Source organism: Pseudomonas sp. SCT (assembly GCF_003864275.1).
GTDB classification, from domain to species: Bacteria; Pseudomonadota; Gammaproteobacteria; order Pseudomonadales; family Pseudomonadaceae; genus Stutzerimonas; species Stutzerimonas stutzeri_AE.
The window spans coordinates 175203-193255 of the sequence record NZ_BDJA01000005.1; the positions used below are offsets into that span (position 1 = coordinate 175203).

Here is an 18053-nt window from a genome sequence, read left to right on the forward strand (position 1 = left end):
CTAGGAGTCCGCCATGAGCAGTACTGAAGACAAGATCAAGGGCAACACTAACGAAGCCGTTGGCAAGATCAAGCAAGGCGTGGGCGAAGCGACTGACAACGAGCGCATGAAAGGCGAAGGCCAGCGTCAAGAGATCAAGGGCGAAGCCCAGCAGGTCAAGGGTGATGTGAAAGACACCCTGAAAAAAGGCATCGACAAGGCCTGATCTGTCACCGCCTAACGGCAGTACGAATAAAAATGCCCGCAGCGATGCGGGCATTTTTTTGTCTGGATTCGGCTAAGTACTAGCGCTCCAGGTACTGCAGCTTGTCCTTGACGCCATCCCACTCCTCGGCATCGGCCAGGGCATCTTTCTTCTCGGTGATGTTCGGCCAGACTTCTGCCAGATCAGCGTTGAGCTCGATGAACTCCTGCTGATCCTCCGGTACCTCATCTTCGGAGAAGATCGCCTGAGCCGGGCACTCCGGCTCGCACAGTGCGCAGTCGATGCACTCGTCCGGGTGAATCACCAGAAAGTTCGGGCCTTCGTAGAAGCAGTCCACCGGGCAGACTTCCACGCAATCGGTGTATTTGCACTTGATGCAGTTGTCGGTGACGACGAAGGTCATATCTAGCTATCTCCTCAGGCGTGTCAGGTAGGCGTTACGGTGACGCCCCTGTGAGTAGGCGGCACAGGCAAATGCCGCTTATCAAAAAAATGCGCGCGATTCTAGCAGCTTTCGCGGCGTATCAAATGCGAGTTTTCAAGCTGTATAGCAGTTCCAGCGCTTGACGCGGCGTTACATCATCGGGATTGATCCGCCCCAATTCCTCTAGCACCGGATGTGGCAGGCTGGCGAACATGTCGCTCTGCATGGGTGGTGCAGGCTGGCCGGGCGCTATTCTCGGTGCTTCGTGGGACAGGCTGGTGGTTTCCAGGCGCGACAGATGGTCGCGCGCGCGCTGGATGACTTCACCCGGCACGCCGGCCAGCTGCGCCACCGCCAGGCCGTAGCTCTGGCTCGCCGGCCCCGGCAGTACGTGGTGCAGAAAGACGATGCGCTCGTTGTGCTCAGTAGCAGAAAGGTGGACGTTGGCCACCACTGGCTCGCTTTCTGGCAACACGGTCAGCTCGAAGTAATGGGTGGCGAACAGGGTAAACGCACGCAGCTTGGCGAGGTGCTCGGCGGCAGCCCAGGCCAGCGAAAGGCCATCGAAGGTACTGGTGCCGCGGCCCACTTCGTCCATCAGCACCAGGCTGCGATCGCTGGCGTTGTGCAGGATGTTGGCAGTTTCGCTCATTTCCACCATGAACGTGGAGCGGCCGCCGGCCAGATCGTCCGAGGAGCCAATACGGGTGAAGATGCGATCCACCAACGACAGCTCGCAAGCCGCAGCCGGGACGAAGCTGCCGATCTGTGCCAGCAGCACGATCAGCGCGGTCTGGCGCATATAGGTCGATTTACCGCCCATGTTCGGCCCGGTGATCACCAGCATACGGGTTGCGTCGTCGAGACCCAGATCGTTGGCCACGAAAGGTGTCTCCAATACCTGCTCGACGACTGGATGGCGACCCTGCTCGATGCGCATGCATGGCTGCTCGACGAAGCGCGGGCGATTCAGGTCGAGATTGAGCGCGCGCTCGGCGAGGTTGCTCAGCACGTCCAGCTCGGCCAGTGCGGCGGCGCTTTCCTGTAGTGGTGCCAGGTGGCCGATGAGCATTTCCAGCAGCTCGTCGTAGAGCAGTTTTTCGCGGGCGAGGGCGCGGCTCTTGGCCGACAGCGCCTTGTCCTCGAACTCCTTCAGCTCGGGGGTGATGAAGCGCTCGGCGCCCTTGAGCGTCTGCCGGCGGATGTAGTCGGCCGGCGCGGATTCGGCCTGCTTGCTCGGCAGCTCGATGAAGTAGCCGTGCACACGGTTGTAGCCGACCTTGAGGTTGGCCAGCCCGGTGCGCGCCTTCTCACGGGTCTCCAGATCCATCAGGTACTGGCCGGCGTTCTCGGAGAGCGACTGCAGTTCGTCCAGTTCGGCGTCGTAGCCGGTTTTGAGCACGCCACCGTCGCGGATCACCGCCGGTGGGTTGTCGATGATGGCGCGGGCCAGCAGTTCCGCCAGCTCCGGGTAGGTGCTGATGCTGGTCGCCAGCTCAAGCAGATGCGGCGCCACCAGGTCCTGCATGCCAGTCTGCAGCTGCGGTAGCGCCGCGAGCGCGTCGCGCAGGCGCGCCAGATCGCGCGGGCGGGCGTTGCGCAGGCCGATGCGGGCGAGAATACGCTCCAGGTCGCCGATATCCTTGAGTTGCGGCTGCAGCTGCTCGAAGCGGTAATGCTCGAGCAGGCAGGTGATCGAATCCTGACGCGCCTCGAGAATCCCGCGGTTGCGCAGCGGGCGGTTCAGCCAGCGGGTCAGCAGGCGCGAGCCCATGGCGGTCTGGCAGCGGTCCATGACCGATTGCAGGGTGTTCTCGCGACCGCCGGCGAGGTTGACGTCCAGCTCCAGGTTGCGCCGGCTGGCGCCATCGAGGATCACCGTGTCGTCGAGGCGCTCGTGGCGCAGGCTGCGCAGATGGGGCAGGGCGGTGCGCTGGGTTTCCTTGGCATAGGCGAGCAGGCAGCCGGCGGCGCCGATGGCCAGGGTCAGGTTCTCGCAGCCGAAGCCCTTGAGGTCCTGGGTAGAGAACTGCTGGCAGAGGCTCTTGAACGCCGAATCGCGATCGAAATCCCAGGGTGCACGGCGGCGCACGCCGCGGCGTTTTTCCAGCGGCAGGCCCTGCGGCCAGTCGTCGGGGATCAGCAGCTCGGCCGGGCTCAAACGCTCAAGTTCCGCAAGCAGGGTTTCCCAGCCCTTGAGTTCCTGCACGCTGAAGCGGCCGCTGGCGATATCCAGCACCGACAGGCCGAACAGCTTCTCGTCGCCGACCACCGCCGCCAGCAGGTTGTCGCGGCGCTCGTCGAGCAGCGCCTCGTCGCTCACCGTGCCCGGCGTGATGATGCGTACCACCTGACGTTCTACGGGACCCTTGCTGGTGGCCGGATCGCCGATCTGCTCGCAGATCACCACCGATTCGCCCAGCTTGACCAGACGCGCCAGATAGCCTTCGGCGGAATGGAAAGGGATACCGGCCATGGGAATCGCCGTACCCGCCGACTGACCGCGCGCAGTCAGGGTGATGTCGAGCAGCGCGGCGGCTTTCTTGGCGTCGTCGTAGAACAGCTCGTAGAAGTCGCCCATGCGGTAGAACATCAGCTGGTCCGGATGCTCGCGCTTGAGCTTCCAATACTGCTGCATCATGGGCGTATGTGAAGAAAAGTCACCTCCAGCCAAACCCGCGTCCTTTCTACCTTTCAACCCATTAAGCCCCGTGGATAGTGACATTCCGGCGAATTCTCTTTGGTCTGTGGCTGTCTAGTTATGACCAGCAGTGTAGTTTTGTGTCTTCTCGTTAGTATGGTTTTAAGTATAGAATCGCTCCATACCCCTATGGAGTTATACCTATGGCTGGAGAAAACCATACTGGCGCCGCCAGGCGCGGCACTGCCAAGTTGCACGGCAAGGCCCTAACGCTCGCCATTATCAAGGCCATGCAGCCTGGTGACGAACTGGCCGACCCGGAACATCCGGGGCTTCGCGTCCGCTGCAAGGCGGTCGGCACCGGTAAGCAACAGGTCTTCTTCTATCGCTACCGGAATTCGGCTGGCGCCCTACGCCAGGTCGAAGTCGGCGTACTTGGCCCGATGCCGCTGGCCTTGATCCGCTCGCGCTGGCAGGAGCTGAAAGATTCAGTTCGCAATGGTACGGACCCGCGCGAGGAACTGAAAGCCGCGAAGGCTAAGGCGGTGACCAAGCAGCGGGCCGCGAAGGTCAAGCAACTGACTGTCGGCGACGTGGTCGAGCAGTACCTGGCGGAGTCGGTAGAACCTTCGCGAAAAGCTAAGGGTGCCGATGAGACCCGTCGGTTGTTGGCGCAGCTGATTCGGTTTGCTTCCTGGGTAGCCGATCAGAAGGCGCGGAACACGGCGGCGTGGCAGCGACGCCGGGGTAAGTTGCCGAAGGATCTTGAAGACGTGGCGGACCTGCCGGCAGTGGAATTCAACCTGCAGCGCGCGCATGAGCTCTTGCTCGCCTTTGGCTCAGGGGCGCCCCGCTCGGGCGGGATGGTGCGCCAGGAGCTGCGAGCGGCTTGGGACCATGCCATTGGGTCTGGCCGTCTTCCTGGGCCGAACCCATTCGCGAAGCAGGGCAAGAAGGACAAGCTCGGCGGCGCGGCCCTGGTTGCCAACAGCAAGCGAGAGCGGGTGTTGAGCAAAGAGGAGGCCGGTCTGCTGTTGCGATGGATGGCGGAGCCGCGAACGTACTCCCGCACCGTTCGCGATGCGCTTGAGCTGGTGCTTCGCACAGGCCTTCGCTCGGGAGAAGTTTGCGAGATCCACAGCCGCGAGCTGGAGCGGCGCGATGGCGTGTTGTGGCTCAACATCCCCGGCGGCCGGATGAAGGGCAAGGCGGATCATTCCGTGCCCCTGGTTGGCCGTGCCGAGCAGATCGTTCTGGCTCGCATGCCGGATCAGGCCGGGTATCTGTTCCCCGACAAGACCGGCAAGGCACCGCTCAAGCAGAAGGTGCTCGGAGTGGAGGTCTATTGCTGCAGCGGTCGTTCAAAGGCGAAGGCCTACGAAGCGCGCCGGGTCTGCCCAGTTGCTGACTGGGCGCCGCATGACCTGCGACGTACTGCACGGACGCTTCTAGCCGAGTTGGGCTGCCCCTACGAAGTCGGTGAGTCGATCCTGGCTCACACCCTGCCCGGCGTCGCCGGCATCTACAACCGGGCGCGCTTCGAGGAGGCCAAGATCGAATGGCTCACCAAGCTGGGCGAAGAACTTGACCGGCTGACCGCCAGCAAGGCCCCGCTGGCGCTTGTGGAAGCGACGGCATGACCGACCTGAAGAAGACCGCAGACGAGGCTTTACGAGGCCGCAGAAGCGCAGCGCGGAGCCTCTGGGCCCGCGTGGCAGCTGGCGACACTGATCCCGATCTGCAGAGATGGCTCCAAGCCGTGGCGTCGCGCGTACTCCAGGCGGATGAGGCCGGGGGCAAGCACCGTGGAGATGCCCTTGCTGCGGCGTTGGGGCTGCGTGGCACTGTCGATCGCAACGCGGAGATCAGGGACGTGGTGAGCGTCTTCGATGCTCTGGAGGCGCTCGACCCTGTCCGCCGAGGGCATGAGACAAAAGCGTTGGTCGAGTTGCTGCGCCAGCGGCAGCTTGTCGACGATCTCGCTACCGATGACGAAGTCCGAAAGCGAGTCGACCGAATCCGCAGAAGGTGACAGGTCCGCCCGCATCTTCCGGTTTCGGCGGGCGGAGCTTGGGGGTGCATGTGTAGATATTTGGAGGCGTCCAAACAAGTCAGGTTGCCTCCAAATGAAACAGAAGAAGCCAGCCAACCCTCCGGCACCTCTGCTATTCACCATGGCCGAAGTCATGGAGTTGCTCAAGTACAAGTCGCGCCAGGCCGTCTATGACCTTCTCCGCCGCGATGAGACGTTCCCCCGCCCACGCCGCACACCCACCGGCTACTTGGTGTGGTTAAGCGCCGAAGTCTTTGCGTGGGTGAGCGCGCTACCGGTTGCGGAATTTACCGGTGCGGATGCAATTGAGGCGCACGCCCTGCGTGAACTGGAGGCCGCCCGATGACCAGCGGAATCGAACAGCTACTGCGCCCACTTCGGCTACGTGCTAACCGTACCAACGATAATGATCTGCGCCAGGCCGTCGCACTGCTCCTCGACGCGCAGGACCGGCTATCTGAACTGACGGCGGAGCGGGATAAAGCACAGAAGGAGAACAACCGACTCCGTGTGCAACTCGGCAAGCTGCGGCGCTGCTGCGCTTGCACCCAACTATCGGAGTAATGCTGATGAGTTTTGATCGATTAGAGATCCTGCAGGCGCGTCTACATCAGGCTCAGGGTGTTCTGGCGGCAGTGTTAGCGACCGACGAGGGCACAGGCTCGACACTAGACCCACATGTGCTCAATAGCTCGTTGTGGGCGGTTCAAGAGCTTTTGCAGCAGGCCCAGGGTGCTGCGCAAGCGCTGGCGGACCGAGAAACATAGTCCTCAATCCACTCGATCAAAGCCCGCGTCCAGCGGGCTTTTTCATTGGTGCCGCCTCAGGTGCGCTTACAGCTTGATCTCTGCGCGATCCTGTGCCCGTCGATACGCCCATGCCTACGGAGGCAAACACAATGCGAAGCACATCCAACTACACCGACGATGATTTCAATCTCACGACTGAGGAGTTCGCGGCACTGAACCGGCTGAGGCCGGAGTCCGTCCGCAGGCAGATCCAGCGCACCGGCAGCTACTTTGGGATTGAGCCCATGCGCCAAGCCAACGGCCGGCTGCTTTTTCCAGCGGTGAAGCCCAAGGCGGACATGCAGGCGAGAGGTGAGGAATGACCAGCTTCGTCGAGGCAATGCAGGGACCATCCAGGCGCCCAGTCGCCTCCCAGATGCGGGAGTCGGTTCCAGGAACAACGAAGCCCTCAGGCGAGCAACCAGAGGGCTTCGGGTCCAACAACATCGAGGCGGCCACCACAACCGCCCCAAGCGCAGCAGAGGAAAGCAGTATGCAAGGTCACGATAGCACATCACTTGCTGTACGAAAAGTAACCAGCGCATACGGCGCTACGCCCGACGATTGGGCCATGCTCGCAGACGTTGCAGGCCTGACGGCGGACCTGCTGCCCGTAGTGAGCAACCCCAACGCGCGCATATCGCCTGAATCGAAGCTCAAGGCCCTGGGCAAAGTGCCCAGCCTGTTCAACACGGCCGGCGAGGTGGTCGGCATTGCCGGCTGGACTGAGAAGATCAGCACGCCGAAGAACATCGACCGCTGGCAGCAGAATCCCGACTTGGGCATCTGCATTCAGACCCGCACGGTGCGCGCATTGGATGTCGATATTGATCTGCCAGACGAGGTTGCGGAGATCCGCGAGATCATCGCCAAGCACCTCGGGAATCTTCCGGTAAGGGGTCGCGCTGACAGTGCCAAGTGCCTGCTCGCGTTCACGCTGCCTGGGGCGTTCACAAAGGTCATTCTCAAGGCCAAGCACGGCGCCATTGAGTTCCTGGCGGATGGCCAGCAGTTCATCGCCGCTGGCACACATCCCAAAGGAGCACGTTACGAATGGGAGGGTGGCATGCCGCATGACTTCCCTGAGGTCAGCGTGGAGGCGTTCGAGGCCTGCATGGCCGAGCTGAAGCACTGCTTCGCTGTCGAGGAAGAGGTCGTTTACTCGGCGGGTGCTCAGCTTAAGTCCGCACGTCGAAAGACCGATGCCAACGATGACCTGGCGGATTACCTCTTAGCCACCGGCTGGGTGCTCAGCGAGTCGCGCGATGGCCGCTTGAACGTAACCTGCCCGTTCGAGCACGAGCACAGCGGACCGAGCGCCGACGACACTGCCACGCAATACCTGCCGGCCGGTGTCGGTGGCTTCGAGCGGGGACGGTTCCACTGCCTGCACGCGCACTGCGCTAATCGCGACCAGGGCGACTATATGGAGGCCGTGGGCTACGTTGCCTCCCATTTCGATGTGCTCGAACCTTTCACGCCAGAGGAGGAGGAAGAGCAGGCGGCCATCGATGCCCGTAACCAGTCGGTATTCGCTCGAGCCAGGCAGGCGGCAATGGATGCTATCGAGAAGGCGCGCATCGAGAGTGGCGGTCGGGAAGCCTTCGAGCAGGCGCGCCGTAAGTACCAACGGGAAGAGAACGCACGCATTGGCGAAGGCGAACACCGGATTCCTAGGGCCGAGGTGGTCACCCTGCAGCAGGCACTCAACCGGTTCGTGTTTCTGGCTGACGGCTCTCGTGTGGCAGATATGTTCAACCCGCACTACGACCTCTCGTTCGTGGAATGGGCCCGTACCTATGCTGCGTCGTTCGAGGCCGTGCCGCAGCCGGAGAAGTTTCTGCCTGATGGCAGCAAGAAGCCCGCGCCGGATAAGAAGGTGCCGATGAGTGGGTTGTGGAAGGCCTCGCCCGAGCGCAAGACGGTCATCTGCCGCACGTTCAAGGCCGGTGGCCAGATGGTTCTACCCGACCCCTCCGGCCGGCTCGCTCTGAATCTGTGGAAGCCATTCGACAGAAGCCTTGAAGTGGCCGATGCGGAAGCGGCAGGGGTCGGCTTGTTCGTGGGCCATGTCGAGTTCCTGTTCGGCAAAGATGCCGGCCGATTCCTCGACTGGCTTGCGCACATTGAGCAATGCCCCGGCGAGCTGCCGCACACTGCTTGGCTGCACATCGCGAAGAACTTCGGCATGGGGCGCAACTGGCTGGCGTCGGTGCTTGCCCGTGTCTGGGCGGGCGCAGTGGCTGCGAACCTGGACCTGGTGGGCATGCTGGGTTCCGGCTTCAACGGGCGCCTCTCCCGCAAAGTGCTCGCGGTTGTGGATGAGATCCGCGAAGGTGGTCGTGAATCGCAATGGGCGCATTCGGAGAAGCTCAAGAGCACGATCAACGAGGAGACGCGGACCATCAACCCAAAATTCGGGCGTGAGTCTGTCGAGTACAACTCCTGCCGGTGGCTGATGTTCTCCAACCATACCTCGGCGATCCCGCTGGAGAACGGCGACCGCCGTATCGAAGTCGTCAGCACCAATGCGGCCCCGAAGGGCGTTGCGTACTACGAGCAGCTCTACGCAGCTCTGGGCAATCCGCAGTTCATTGCGGCGGTGGCGAAGTTTCTCGGCGATCGAGACATCTCCCAATTCAAGCCGGGCGCGCATGCCGTGCTGACCGAGGCGAAGAAGGCGGCCACCCAAGCCAGCCAAACGCCGGCGGGGATGTACTGCGAGATGCTGATGAACTTCTGGCCGAGTGACCTGATCACTTCCGCAGATCTGTATCAGGTTCTGGCTGGAGATGATTTCACCGGGCGGGGTTGCCTGACGCCGGGGCATCGCCGCGTTCTGGAGGACCATAGCATCGAGGCCTTGAGCAAGCCGGTAAAGATCCGCGGGCGGGCAGCCCGTGTGGTGATTCTCCGTAACGCCCAGCGATGGAAACAAGCAACCGGTGACGAGATCAGGGCCGAGCTGCAGAAAGCCGAACAGGAAGAAATGAGCGCCCGCGAGTATCTGGAGAATCTGGCCGCTGACGAGGAGGGAGCGGCCAGATAGCGTATCGCGTATCGCAACAAGGGAGGGGCCGCTCAATGGAGCGGCCTTTTTGCTTTTAGGTCTGAGGAAGGCGGGTTGCGGTTACGCTGGTTACGCTGGTTACAGTCCTTCTGAGAGAGGCAAGATCAACTTTTCATTTTTATATCCTCAGCCTTATGGAAGTGGTGTAACCAGCGTAACCAGCGTAACCGGGCAGAGGTTGGGCGCTTCGGAGACCCTCAAACCGCCACCGGCACGCAGGAAAAACGGATTCACGGCGCGGCCACCCCGAAAAATCGTGAGGTGCGCGCAAGGGCTACCGGATGCCGCGCATTTCATTGGCGCCACGCGGCGTCAATTGCGTTGGCTACGTCGCCAAAGAGGCTCCCACTTAACGGAGGGCAATTCTCTGAATAGCCTGAGCCATTAACGTTGAGAATTGTCTCGTTGGTGAGGGTATCAACTAGGTCAACGTTTAAAGCCTCGAAGTTGTACCCGCCGCCGAAGCAGCGGCGTGCCCAGTTGTAGGGTGCAGCCCCATTTATGACGAGCACATAGCGGGCTTCAGCCTCGTTGTATGACTCAATCCTAGCTCCTGATGTCTGCTCCATAACCCTTGATCGAGAGCTCCAGCGCAGCACGCGAAAGCCCTTTTGTTTCAAGCGACTCTGGATCTCGATTACCCATGGCGCGCTTGGTGCGTTGAGGGCTACCACTCGAGGACCGGTAATCTCAGTGTCACTAACCCTCACTGCCCGGCCCGATGCGCATCCTGCGAGCAAGACAATGAGTCCTGCGACCATAAAGAAGTTCTTCAATGTAATTCCCTAGTTAAATGCCTAGGCTCCTCGGAGGGTAGTCTCCGTTTTGCGTAGGCAACAGTAATCCATTATCGAAGCAGCTAATCAGACTCCTGCGCAGAAACGTGGCCTTGTGCATTCGCCCAGAGGGGGTACGCGAAGAGCATACACCTATTTACTATCGGTCCGAATACGCCGGATTCCGGGGTCTTCAGGCAGATCTATACCGGAATCAATACCGCTGCCTATACTGCTGCCAGCGATTGGGGTGTTTCCCCTGGCTCCTCGACCAGATACGCGAACCACGGGAGGTACATGTCCGCTGGCTCCTCAAAGCGAATTGAGGGGATTTCAGTCCAAGGGCCGTTCATGCCGTCGATGGCGGCGATGTCCCTTCCCTCGGCCAGGCCAAGGTGCTTCTTCAGTGCGTCCGCCACTTCCTGAAGTTCGCCCCCGCTCATCGCGGCGAAGAACACGAGCCCACTGGGATGGCCGACGTGTTTGCGCATGAACGCGCCCACGCAACCCGGTTGGTTATGAAAAGCCGCCACCGGCACCACCAGGCTCATAGCCAATACCGGCAACTGCAGGCCGGGTTTCGTACTCATTCTTGGTCCTTCCTCAGGTGCGCATAGCAGCGGATAGCGGCGAGATACTGCCGCCAACCGACCCGCACAGCAAACGAGAAGTTCTCATGACCAATGCAAATGAAGATCCGTTCATCCGTGTCCGCGACGCAGGTGCCTACCTGGGCATCCCGGTGCGCACGCTGTACGACCTGCGGCAGCGTGGCGCTTTGCCTGAGCCAATCACGATCACCCGGAAGTTAAAGGGGTGGCGCCGCTCGACCCTGGATGCGTTCTTGGACCAAGCTGTGGGCGCACGCACATGAGTAGGGTCGTGAACCAATGCAGGAATGCGCTACGCGATCTTGTCCGGGCTGACTTCATGGTGACCCCCAGCCGGGCAGAAGTAATGCTAGCGATCATTGAAGCAGGCGCACGACAGCAGCGACAGCAAATTGTCTTCCGCTGGGTGCCCGGCGCCTGCGATCCGCGTGGCGATTGCTTTGAGATCTACCGCACCGGCGACGAGCCCCATCGCTTCCGCACAACCAAGGCCGGCGTTTGGCCTGCCTGGTGCGTCATGGCCGACCGAGGCTTCGGCGATAGCCTCCGGGCCCGTGACTTTGCGGAGCCGGGAGCTACAACGGACAAAGCCGTCAGCCGCGCGATTCGCCAGGATGCAGCGAGCTGGTTTGCCTACCTGGGTTTCCCTGAGCTCGAGGCGGCCTGCAAGTGCATTCACCTTAAGGGTGGGCTATTCGAGTACGAACCAGCCGGCAATGCTCCCAGGATCAAAGCCGATACGGCTGCCCCAACATGGGCGCCAGCTAAGCGCCTCCCAAAGGCGCCGCGCCCCACTGTTCTCGGGCAACCGTAAGTATCTGGTCTGGTTGCGCTACTGGAGCGCTACCAGACCACGTTCAATCCGTCCGCCAAAGCATCCTTAGGGCACCAACCAATGGAGCCCAAAGATGTCCATCACTTCCCAAACCGCTGCCGTCCAGGCTGCCGTAGTTGCAATCGACGCGCTGCTGGCCGACGTGGCCTCGCATGTTGCAGATCTTGACCGCGCCCTGCTGGCACGACGCGACGCGATTCACGCTGAGTTCGCCGCAGCCGGTGTGCCCGCCCGCGTTGCCCAGACCGTTTCCGCCAACGCAGACCGGGATATCGCTCGCGCGTTCTTGCACTCGGCTGCCGAGCCACTGCTGCGGCTGATCGAGCCTTCGTACCCCCGCATCAATACTGTCTCGCTGCCTGAGTTCAGCGCACGGCTTGCAAGACTGCAGGCCGCCACCATGGGGAACCTGGCATGAGCACAGTGAAGCCCGTACCGCACAGCATCGAAGACCGCCTGCTGGCCGCTCGCCGCGATCGCAAAGAGGTCAAGGCCCTACTGGGTCAAGCGGTCCTCCAAGCCCGCGAAGAGCGCGAGATCAAAGCCCTGCAAGAAGAACTCGACCTGCACACCGCAGCCATCGAGCGTTTCAAGGCCGCCGTCGAGGCTCAGGCCCAAGCTGTGGTCGAGCAGACCTTCGAGGATCGTAAGGCCGCAGTAGCCGATGCCCGAGCAACTATCACCAATCGCGATGGAGAGATCGACAAGGTCACCGCGCAACTGCTGGCCGGCATCAACCAGCTGGCGCCCCTAGCCAAGCGCCTTAAAGACGCGGTCGACGAGCGCAACGCCGCACTACGCACCGGCTTGAAGGCAGGCCTCGATAAGCCGAGCTGGGCCAACGTCACCTCCAGCGGCACCGTAACTCCGCTGCCCTTTGTCGCTGCTGCCCTCGGCACCGCGCTTATCGAGGCAGGGCTGCCAGCCGTCGGCGTGCATATCGACGTCGCGAGCCGCACTGATGCCGACCAACTTGCGAGTGGTATCGACCGGGTTCGCTCGCAAACCGAACGCTTACTGCGCAAGGCCGACGCGTGCTTGAGCGCACCCACCGATGACGACCTGGACGAGGAGCTCTGACCATGGAATTCCCATTCGAGAGTAAGTACCAGGCCGACCAGCGCGCAGCCGCCGAGGCCGCCCAAACCCAGCGCCAAGCAGCCGCTGCGAACCCCGAGGAGGCCCGCGCCCAAGCCCTGTTCGGCAACTCCATGAGCCAGCCCAAGCCGGCACCGGCTCAACGTAGTTTGCTCAGCAACCCGGATGATGTGCTGGCCGCCCGTCTGTACGACAGCGCCAGCCAGGCCAAACCCCACGGGCAGGGCGGGGAGCTTGACGTGCGCGACGACCACGCGGTTGCCGCCCGTTTATACGACCCGCAGACCACCTATCGCGAATCGCTACCGGATCGCTTGGTCGACGAGTGGGCCGTGATTGACCCGGAGCAGCGAGAGGCGGTGCTTGAGGAGATCGAGGAATACCGAGACCTCGCCGGCGAGCTGCAAATCGGAAACGGCCAGGTAGAAGAGCTCGTAGGCCTGCAGGAAAGCTTCGATCAGGTGACCTACGACCAGGCAGACGCCTGGCGGGCCGAGAGCGAACAGTCGTTGGTCCGCGAGTATGGCGGTATCCAGGCCGGAGAACTCCTGGCAGACGCACGGCTACTGGTATCCCAAAACCCTCGGCTGCGTGCATTCCTCGACGACGGCGCCCGTGGCAATCACCCGCGTGTGGTCCGAATGGTGATCGACCTGGCTCGCCGCGAAAAGATCGCCGGCCGCCTCACCAGAGGCCGCTGATATGGACGTTCTAGTTCTGCTGTACACGCTCGGAATGTTCGCCCTGGCCTGCCTCGAGGAATTTGCATGAAAACTGACGACTTGGAACTGGCCGCAGTGGCCTTGGCTCGTGCGTTCGACGAGGCGGCTTCGATGATCGGCTTGGTCGACACGCTCGACCGCGACGCCCGTCGAGCGCTGCGCTTGGCCGCCTATGACCTACTAGCCGAGACCCGCAGGCAGGCAGCAATTAACTACCTGGCCAGCGAGCTGGACGAGCAGATCAACAAGTTGCAGCCACCGATGGAGCCGATCGGCAGCGACCCCGGCGGCTTCTTCACCTCAACCACCGGCCGGAAGCGCTGAGATGGCCCGGCGCTACGTGGGCATAACCGAGGCCGGAAACCGGTGCGGCGAGGACCACCACCTGGCGAAACTTCTCAACCGGGATGTGGACTTGGTGCGTGAGCTGAGGGAAGAGCATGGCCTCAGCTATTCCGAGCTTGCTGCGAAGTTCGGCGTCTCCAAAAGCACCATTCGGGACATCTGCCGGTACAGAAGGCGCGTTACCTATCCCGTTCGCTTCAAGCGCGTAGTGGAGGAGCCGCAGGCATGACGGACTACAAGCCGACCAAGCTCGTGGCCGTGCAATGCAACGCCCGAGGCAAGCCCATGGGCACGAGTCACCACGCCTGCCGGTACAGCGACGAAGTGGTAGCCAAAGCTCGCGCGATGCGTGAACAGGGACTCTCCTACAAGCAGATTGCTGCAGCCCTGGGTGTCCCTCACCGGATGACGATCTGGAGCTGGTGCAACGGTCGCCGGCGCAACAACCCAGTGCGCGTGATCATGCGCCGAATACCAGAGGAATCCACCATTGAGCAGTGAACAACTAGACAGGGGCGAGCAGGGCCGATTCCTTGCCGGCAGTGCGCCGAAAAGCCCCGGTCGACCGAGAGGCCCGAGCGCAGGCGAGCAGGTCCGCGCGCTCATTGAGCCTCACAAGGCCGAAATCATCGCGAAGGCCGTCGAGCTGGCCAAGCTGGGCGACCCACACGCGTTGAAGCTGTGCCTGGAGCGCTTGGCCCCCACCCCCCGCCAGGAGGCTGAGAAGGTCACCGTGCCCGGCCTTGCCAGCGCACCGACGATGCAGGCCAAGGCCCAAGCAATCATGGCCGCTGTAGGCGACGGGCAGATCAGCGCTGAGGCTGGCGACAAGCTCCTGCGCATGCTCGACACCTACGGGAAAGCCGTCGTGCTGACGGAGCATGAGCAGCGCCTGGCGGTCATCGAGGGCAGGGCGCCGCGCCAGATCGCGCCGCTGCTCGCAACGAACAACTCCACCGAGGACTTGGTATGACGCCAGCATTCGAGCGCCGCCTGGCGAAGGCGGAGGCCGCCCAAGCCAACGCCGGCGACCTGCGCCAGCAGATCTACCGCGCCAGGCAAAGCCCGCTGGCGCCCAGCCATAGCCGAGAAGAGCTACTGCAGCTGGCGGAGGACGACACCACCGTTGGCCGCATCGCCCGTGGCTGGCTGCGGATCAACTTTGTGGCGCCCTCCCGCGCACCCGGGCCTGTACCGGCGATCGACCCGGAGACTGTGCTGCCGGCAATGGCGGCGCACCTCTATGATCGCCCGCTGGCCTTCGTACTGTTCGCTTTCGACTGGGACCGCGACCCCTCGCTGCGCGTCGTCAAGTTGCCGGAGCCTTGGGCGGACGCTTACGCCAGTGAGTACGGGCCGGACGCATGGGCCTGTGAGCTGCTGGATCACGTCGGTGGTCAGGTCGTTGAGCGCGCATTCGATGGCCGCAACGCAGTTGATGCGATCCGCGCCGCGATCAGCTCCGGCCACGGCATCGGCAAGTCCGCGATCACCGGTTGGTTGGTCGGCTGGATCATGTCTACCCGGCCGAACGCCCGAGGTGTGGTCACCGCCAACACTGCTCCTCAGTTGGAGTCGAAGACCTGGGCCGAAATCAGCAAGTGGAACAAGCGCAGCCTGTTCGGTGACTGGTTCAACCTTACCACCGGGCGTGGGTCCATGCGGATGGTTGCCGTGGGCTTTGAGGAGTCCTGGCGGTGCGATGCCCAGACCTGCCGTGAGGAGAACAGCGAGAGTTTCGCCGGCCTTCACGCCGCAGACTCCACGCCGTTCTACCTGTTCGACGAAGCGTCTGCCATCCCGGCCAAGATCTGGGAAGTGGCGCAGGGCGGTATGACGGATGGTGAGCCGATGTGGTTCGCCTTCGGTAACCCCACGCGCCTGGGCACGACCTTCTACGATGCCTTCAACTCAGCCAGTCACCGCTGGCACACGCAGATCGTTGACAGCCGCAGCGTGCAGATCACGAACAAGGTGCAGCTGCAGAACTGGATTGATGACTTCGGCCTGGACAGCGACTTCGTCAAGGTTCGCGTGCGCGGGATCTTCCCCAGCGCTTCGAGCCTGCAGTTCATCCCCCAGGACTTGGTCGAGGACGCGATGAGGCGAGAGGTCGAAGTACAGCGGGAGGAGGCCGTGATCGTCGGTGTCGACGTCGCCCGGTTCGGCGGCGACCGGAGCTGCCTGTTCACCCGAAAGGGCCGGGACGGCCGGCACTTCCCGCCAATCCTGCTGGACAAGGTCGACCTGATGACCCTGGCCTCGGTGGTTGCCGACCATGTGAACCTGCTCAAGCGCGTGCATGCCAACGTCATCGTCGCCATCGACGGTGGCGGCGTGGGTGGCGGCGTCATCGACCGCCTGCGCCAGCTCGGCTTCAACCCCATCGAGGTTCAGTTCGGCTCCCGAGCCAACGACCCCCGGCGATACGCGAACAAGCGTGCCGAGATCTGGTCGCTGATGCGGGAATGGTTGAAGGGCGGAGCACTTCCCCATCGTGACGACATCATCAGCGACCTGGTCAACGTGGAGTACAGCTACACGACTGCCGACGCGATTCTGCTGGAATCTAAGCAGTCGCTTAAAGCCAGAGGACTGCCGTCACCGGACATTGCCGACGCTATCGCGCTGACCTTTGCCGTTACGGCGCCGCTGGTGCGGCCAGGTGAGGCCGTCAGGCCGCTGCAGCAGGGCGAGATATACAAGCCCTATGCCTACTTGGAGCGCCCGAGCATGGGAGGAGGGTGGGCAACGGCGGAGGATGCTGACCGCGCTCGCCGGATTTACGACCACCCCGGCCAGCCGCAGGAAGTCTACGACCCTTACAGCACCTGCTGACTTTGACGCGCGGTCGGAGCTATTCCGGCTGTGTGCTGCTCGGCTGCGGTTCTACCCGCTCAACCTTCTCGACTTGCTCCGGCGTTGGCCGGGGCCAGTTCTTTGGCGGTTTCACGCCGAACATGATCGCCCCGCCCTTAAGCGGGTGGTTGTCCGGAAGCGGTTGACCTCTTCGATCAATAACCGGCATCGCGTTGCCCTCCGTGTCTATACGCTCCGATAGTACAGTCGGCTTCTCATAGCGGCCAGCACTGATGCGGACTGCGCACGCTGTATCTCACGAGCGATAGGATCTAGGGCCTTACATCCAGACTGTAACGACCTGAATCAGCGTCCCGAGTACGATCAGCCAAAAACCTGTCGAGACCCTGAAGAACAAAGTGTTCCTGGTCCAGGTTGAGAAAGGCCGGTCCGGGTTGTCGATGATCTGCCGGGTGATGTAAGACGGCGGCCCGTAGGGGTACTTATCGTCGTCCCCGTAGACTTCCATGATCTTCTCAAAGAGGCCGCTCACCTCCAGTTGAACTACCCCAGCTGCCGTGGCTAACAGTCCCATTGACGCGAACCATTTGCCACTGGCATCGCCTCCGCTCACGAGCGCGTAGAAACCCATGACGCCACAGGTCGCGGTTGCGACGAGCAGAAGTAAGTAGAACAGTCGCTCATTTCTTTTGAACAAAGCAAAATCCTGTTTGGGATGAGAAATCACGAATCGGCGTCATGCCAGTGCCTGGCTCAGTTCCCCCGATATGGCCGCCAGAGCGTTATCGAGAGACACCGCTGCTGTAAACCACTGCTCCAGCGCTTCGCGTGTGACGAGAACATCCGGATTGTTGGCGCCCCGAACCTCCCACCGGATCGACAGCTCGCCTGTCTCGGCGTGCTGGAAGACGTGCGCCATCGGCGCATTGTGAGCGGCCAGGTTGCGCTGATCGCTGAGCCTTCGGAGAGCCCCTAGGTTCGAGCGAAGCCGCGCAAGAACGGCTGCTGGCAGGTTGTGCGCTACTGCCAGGCTGTCGATGCGGCTGATGCGCAGGTTCAACCTGGCGTTTGCCATCTCGCCACGCAGGGCTGGTGAGCCTAACTGCTGCAGGAAGATGTAGGTCCAGTATTCGCAGCTGCTAAACGCTAGGACAAACCTGCCGACGGCGGTTGGCCAGTCCCCCAACATGCGCAAGTAGTCCTCAGGTGAAGCAGTAGCCGAGATGCTCATCGTCCACCAGTATGGTTCTAGGTGTGGTTTTTCTTATGGATGCCGTGCAGGCCCCTATTTTGCAAGCTTTAGCGCCGATGCATCATGGGCGTATGGGCGGAGAGGTCGGCGTTGGGTTTGGTCATCGGTTGCGGCGCGGCTCGTTGTAGGGCGAGGGAACCCGGATCATGCGTCCCAGTGGTGGCGTTATGTTGCCACTTGGTTGGGAAGAGGGATTCCCGCGGAAAGCCGGCAAGGTTACCACGGGCTGAATTGCGCGGCAGGGAATGGACCGGCAAGCGTCTTGATCGACATCCACCAAGGCATGTCATCTGTCGGGCCGCGCGACGAAAGCGTTGACAGGTCGGTCGCCGCTGCCGATAACTCTGCCCCGTCGATCGGTTGTCGGTGCGCCGCGTGCGCGACCTCTGTTGTACCTTTCGATGCCATCCGAT

General features: G+C 62.1%; 21 protein-coding genes. 16 read left to right on the forward strand and 5 right to left on the reverse strand.

What is annotated here, in order from left to right:
* The first annotated feature begins 13 nt into the window (after positions 1–13).
* The gene (locus BHD08_RS14345) at positions 14–205 is read left to right on the forward strand and encodes a CsbD family protein (RefSeq protein ID WP_003285706.1); all 192 of its coding nucleotides are present in this window, start codon (positions 14–16) and stop codon (positions 203–205) included.
* A gap of 79 nt (positions 206–284) precedes the next feature.
* Here BHD08_RS14345 and fdxA read toward each other — a convergent pair whose 3' ends face one another.
* Together fdxA and mutS are read right to left on the reverse strand one after the other, a co-directional pair.
* Positions 285–608 (reverse strand): ferredoxin FdxA, encoded by a 324-nt coding sequence (gene fdxA / locus BHD08_RS14350; protein ID WP_003285709.1) that lies wholly within the window; start codon positions 606–608, stop codon positions 285–287.
* A 121-nt stretch (positions 609–729) separates the two neighbouring features.
* Positions 730–3270 carry a DNA mismatch repair protein MutS gene (mutS, locus tag BHD08_RS14355; RefSeq protein ID WP_125023091.1) on the reverse strand — a complete coding sequence of 847 codons (2541 nt, stop codon included), beginning with the start codon at positions 3268–3270 and terminating at the stop codon, positions 730–732.
* Positions 3271–3473: 203 nt separating this feature from the next.
* On the opposite strand from mutS, the gene BHD08_RS14360 reads away from it, so the two are divergent.
* The 6 genes from BHD08_RS14360 (at position 3474) to BHD08_RS14385 (ending at position 9160) form a co-directional block, all read left to right on the forward strand.
* Entirely contained in the window at positions 3474–4910 is a 1437-nt protein-coding gene (locus tag BHD08_RS14360) for a tyrosine-type recombinase/integrase (RefSeq protein ID WP_125023093.1), read from the forward strand.
* Complete coding sequence (locus BHD08_RS14365) at positions 4907–5302, forward strand: hypothetical protein (RefSeq protein WP_125023095.1); 396 nt, start codon at positions 4907–4909, stop codon at positions 5300–5302. The genes BHD08_RS14360 and BHD08_RS14365 overlap by 4 nt, the downstream gene beginning before the upstream one ends.
* A 94-nt stretch (positions 5303–5396) precedes the next feature.
* Positions 5397–5669, forward strand: a complete 273-nt coding sequence (locus tag BHD08_RS14370) for an AlpA family transcriptional regulator (protein WP_125023097.1) — start codon at positions 5397–5399, stop codon at positions 5667–5669.
* A complete protein-coding gene (locus BHD08_RS14375; RefSeq protein WP_125023099.1) occupies positions 5666–5887 on the forward strand; it encodes a hypothetical protein in 222 nt (73 codons plus the stop codon). Before BHD08_RS14370 ends, BHD08_RS14375 begins: the two co-directional genes overlap by 4 nt.
* 334 nt (positions 5888–6221) lie before the next feature.
* Positions 6222–6434, forward strand: a complete 213-nt coding sequence (locus BHD08_RS14380) for a hypothetical protein (protein ID WP_125023101.1) — start codon at positions 6222–6224, stop codon at positions 6432–6434.
* A gap of 248 nt (positions 6435–6682) precedes the next feature.
* Complete coding sequence (locus BHD08_RS14385; RefSeq protein WP_160128653.1) at positions 6683–9160, forward strand: DUF5906 domain-containing protein; 2478 nt, start codon at positions 6683–6685, stop codon at positions 9158–9160.
* Positions 9161–10184: 1024 nt separating this feature from the next.
* Here the strand turns inward: BHD08_RS14385 and BHD08_RS14390 are convergent.
* Positions 10185–10547, reverse strand: a complete 363-nt coding sequence (locus BHD08_RS14390; protein WP_125023105.1) for a hypothetical protein — start codon at positions 10545–10547, stop codon at positions 10185–10187.
* An 86-nt stretch (positions 10548–10633) separates the two neighbouring features.
* On the opposite strand from BHD08_RS14390, the gene BHD08_RS14395 reads away from it, so the two are divergent.
* The 9 genes from BHD08_RS14395 to BHD08_RS14435 all read left to right on the forward strand — a co-directional run bounded on the left by BHD08_RS14395 (position 10634) and on the right by BHD08_RS14435 (position 16406).
* Positions 10634–10831, forward strand: a complete 198-nt coding sequence (locus BHD08_RS14395) for an AlpA family transcriptional regulator (RefSeq protein WP_125023107.1) — start codon at positions 10634–10636, stop codon at positions 10829–10831.
* Between the two features lie 645 nt (positions 10832–11476).
* Positions 11477–11821 carry a hypothetical protein gene (locus tag BHD08_RS14400; protein ID WP_125023109.1) on the forward strand — a complete coding sequence of 115 codons (345 nt, stop codon included), beginning with the start codon at positions 11477–11479 and terminating at the stop codon, positions 11819–11821.
* Entirely contained in the window at positions 11818–12483 is a 666-nt protein-coding gene (locus tag BHD08_RS14405) for a hypothetical protein (RefSeq protein WP_125023111.1), read from the forward strand. The genes BHD08_RS14400 and BHD08_RS14405 overlap by 4 nt, the downstream gene beginning before the upstream one ends.
* A gap of 2 nt (positions 12484–12485) precedes the next feature.
* Entirely contained in the window at positions 12486–13202 is a 717-nt protein-coding gene (locus tag BHD08_RS14410) for a hypothetical protein (protein WP_125023113.1), read from the forward strand.
* Positions 13203–13268: 66 nt separating this feature from the next.
* Positions 13269–13547 (forward strand): hypothetical protein, encoded by a 279-nt coding sequence (locus BHD08_RS14415; protein ID WP_125023115.1) that lies wholly within the window; start codon positions 13269–13271, stop codon positions 13545–13547.
* A gap of 1 nt (position 13548) precedes the next feature.
* A complete protein-coding gene (locus BHD08_RS14420; RefSeq protein ID WP_125023117.1) occupies positions 13549–13797 on the forward strand; it encodes a helix-turn-helix domain-containing protein in 249 nt (82 codons plus the stop codon).
* Positions 13794–14069, forward strand: a complete 276-nt coding sequence (locus BHD08_RS14425; protein ID WP_125023119.1) for a hypothetical protein — start codon at positions 13794–13796, stop codon at positions 14067–14069. The genes BHD08_RS14420 and BHD08_RS14425 overlap by 4 nt, the downstream gene beginning before the upstream one ends.
* Positions 14059–14541 (forward strand): hypothetical protein, encoded by a 483-nt coding sequence (locus BHD08_RS14430; protein WP_125023121.1) that lies wholly within the window; start codon positions 14059–14061, stop codon positions 14539–14541. The genes BHD08_RS14425 and BHD08_RS14430 overlap by 11 nt, the downstream gene beginning before the upstream one ends.
* Entirely contained in the window at positions 14538–16406 is a 1869-nt protein-coding gene (locus BHD08_RS14435; RefSeq protein WP_125023122.1) for a terminase, read from the forward strand. The genes BHD08_RS14430 and BHD08_RS14435 overlap by 4 nt, the downstream gene beginning before the upstream one ends.
* Before the next feature lie 301 nt (positions 16407–16707).
* Here the strand turns inward: BHD08_RS14435 and BHD08_RS14440 are convergent, their stop codons facing one another.
* Complete coding sequence (locus tag BHD08_RS14440) at positions 16708–17085, reverse strand: hypothetical protein (RefSeq protein ID WP_125023124.1); 378 nt, start codon at positions 17083–17085, stop codon at positions 16708–16710.
* A 39-nt stretch (positions 17086–17124) separates the two neighbouring features.
* Entirely contained in the window at positions 17125–17619 is a 495-nt protein-coding gene (locus tag BHD08_RS14445; RefSeq protein ID WP_148098507.1) for a hypothetical protein, read from the reverse strand.
* Positions 17620–18053 lie beyond the last annotated feature (434 nt).

Bases quoted from the DNA above. Each gene is read 5' to 3' on its own strand.
- BHD08_RS14345 (WP_003285706.1), top strand. From the start codon at position 14: ATGAGCAGTACTGAAGACAAGATCAAGGGCAACACTAACGAAGCCGTT.
- fdxA (WP_003285709.1), bottom strand. From the start codon at position 608: ATGACCTTCGTCGTCACCGACAACTGCATCAAGTGCAAATACACCGAT.
- mutS (WP_125023091.1), bottom strand. From the start codon at position 3,270: ATGATGCAGCAGTATTGGAAGCTCAAGCGCGAGCATCCGGACCAGCTG.
- BHD08_RS14360 (WP_125023093.1), top strand. From the start codon at position 3,474: ATGGCTGGAGAAAACCATACTGGCGCCGCCAGGCGCGGCACTGCCAAG.
- BHD08_RS14365 (WP_125023095.1), top strand. From the start codon at position 4,907: ATGACCGACCTGAAGAAGACCGCAGACGAGGCTTTACGAGGCCGCAGA.
- BHD08_RS14370 (WP_125023097.1), top strand. From the start codon at position 5,397: ATGAAACAGAAGAAGCCAGCCAACCCTCCGGCACCTCTGCTATTCACC.
- BHD08_RS14375 (WP_125023099.1), top strand. From the start codon at position 5,666: ATGACCAGCGGAATCGAACAGCTACTGCGCCCACTTCGGCTACGTGCT.
- BHD08_RS14380 (WP_125023101.1), top strand. From the start codon at position 6,222: ATGCGAAGCACATCCAACTACACCGACGATGATTTCAATCTCACGACT.
- BHD08_RS14385 (WP_160128653.1), top strand. From the start codon at position 6,683: ATGCTCGCAGACGTTGCAGGCCTGACGGCGGACCTGCTGCCCGTAGTG.
- BHD08_RS14390 (WP_125023105.1), bottom strand. From the start codon at position 10,547: ATGAGTACGAAACCCGGCCTGCAGTTGCCGGTATTGGCTATGAGCCTG.
- BHD08_RS14395 (WP_125023107.1), top strand. From the start codon at position 10,634: ATGACCAATGCAAATGAAGATCCGTTCATCCGTGTCCGCGACGCAGGT.
- BHD08_RS14400 (WP_125023109.1), top strand. From the start codon at position 11,477: ATGTCCATCACTTCCCAAACCGCTGCCGTCCAGGCTGCCGTAGTTGCA.
- BHD08_RS14405 (WP_125023111.1), top strand. From the start codon at position 11,818: ATGAGCACAGTGAAGCCCGTACCGCACAGCATCGAAGACCGCCTGCTG.
- BHD08_RS14410 (WP_125023113.1), top strand. From the start codon at position 12,486: ATGGAATTCCCATTCGAGAGTAAGTACCAGGCCGACCAGCGCGCAGCC.
- BHD08_RS14415 (WP_125023115.1), top strand. From the start codon at position 13,269: ATGAAAACTGACGACTTGGAACTGGCCGCAGTGGCCTTGGCTCGTGCG.
- BHD08_RS14420 (WP_125023117.1), top strand. From the start codon at position 13,549: ATGGCCCGGCGCTACGTGGGCATAACCGAGGCCGGAAACCGGTGCGGC.
- BHD08_RS14425 (WP_125023119.1), top strand. From the start codon at position 13,794: ATGACGGACTACAAGCCGACCAAGCTCGTGGCCGTGCAATGCAACGCC.
- BHD08_RS14435 (WP_125023122.1), top strand. From the start codon at position 14,538: ATGACGCCAGCATTCGAGCGCCGCCTGGCGAAGGCGGAGGCCGCCCAA.
- BHD08_RS14445 (WP_148098507.1), bottom strand. From the start codon at position 17,619: ATGAGCATCTCGGCTACTGCTTCACCTGAGGACTACTTGCGCATGTTG.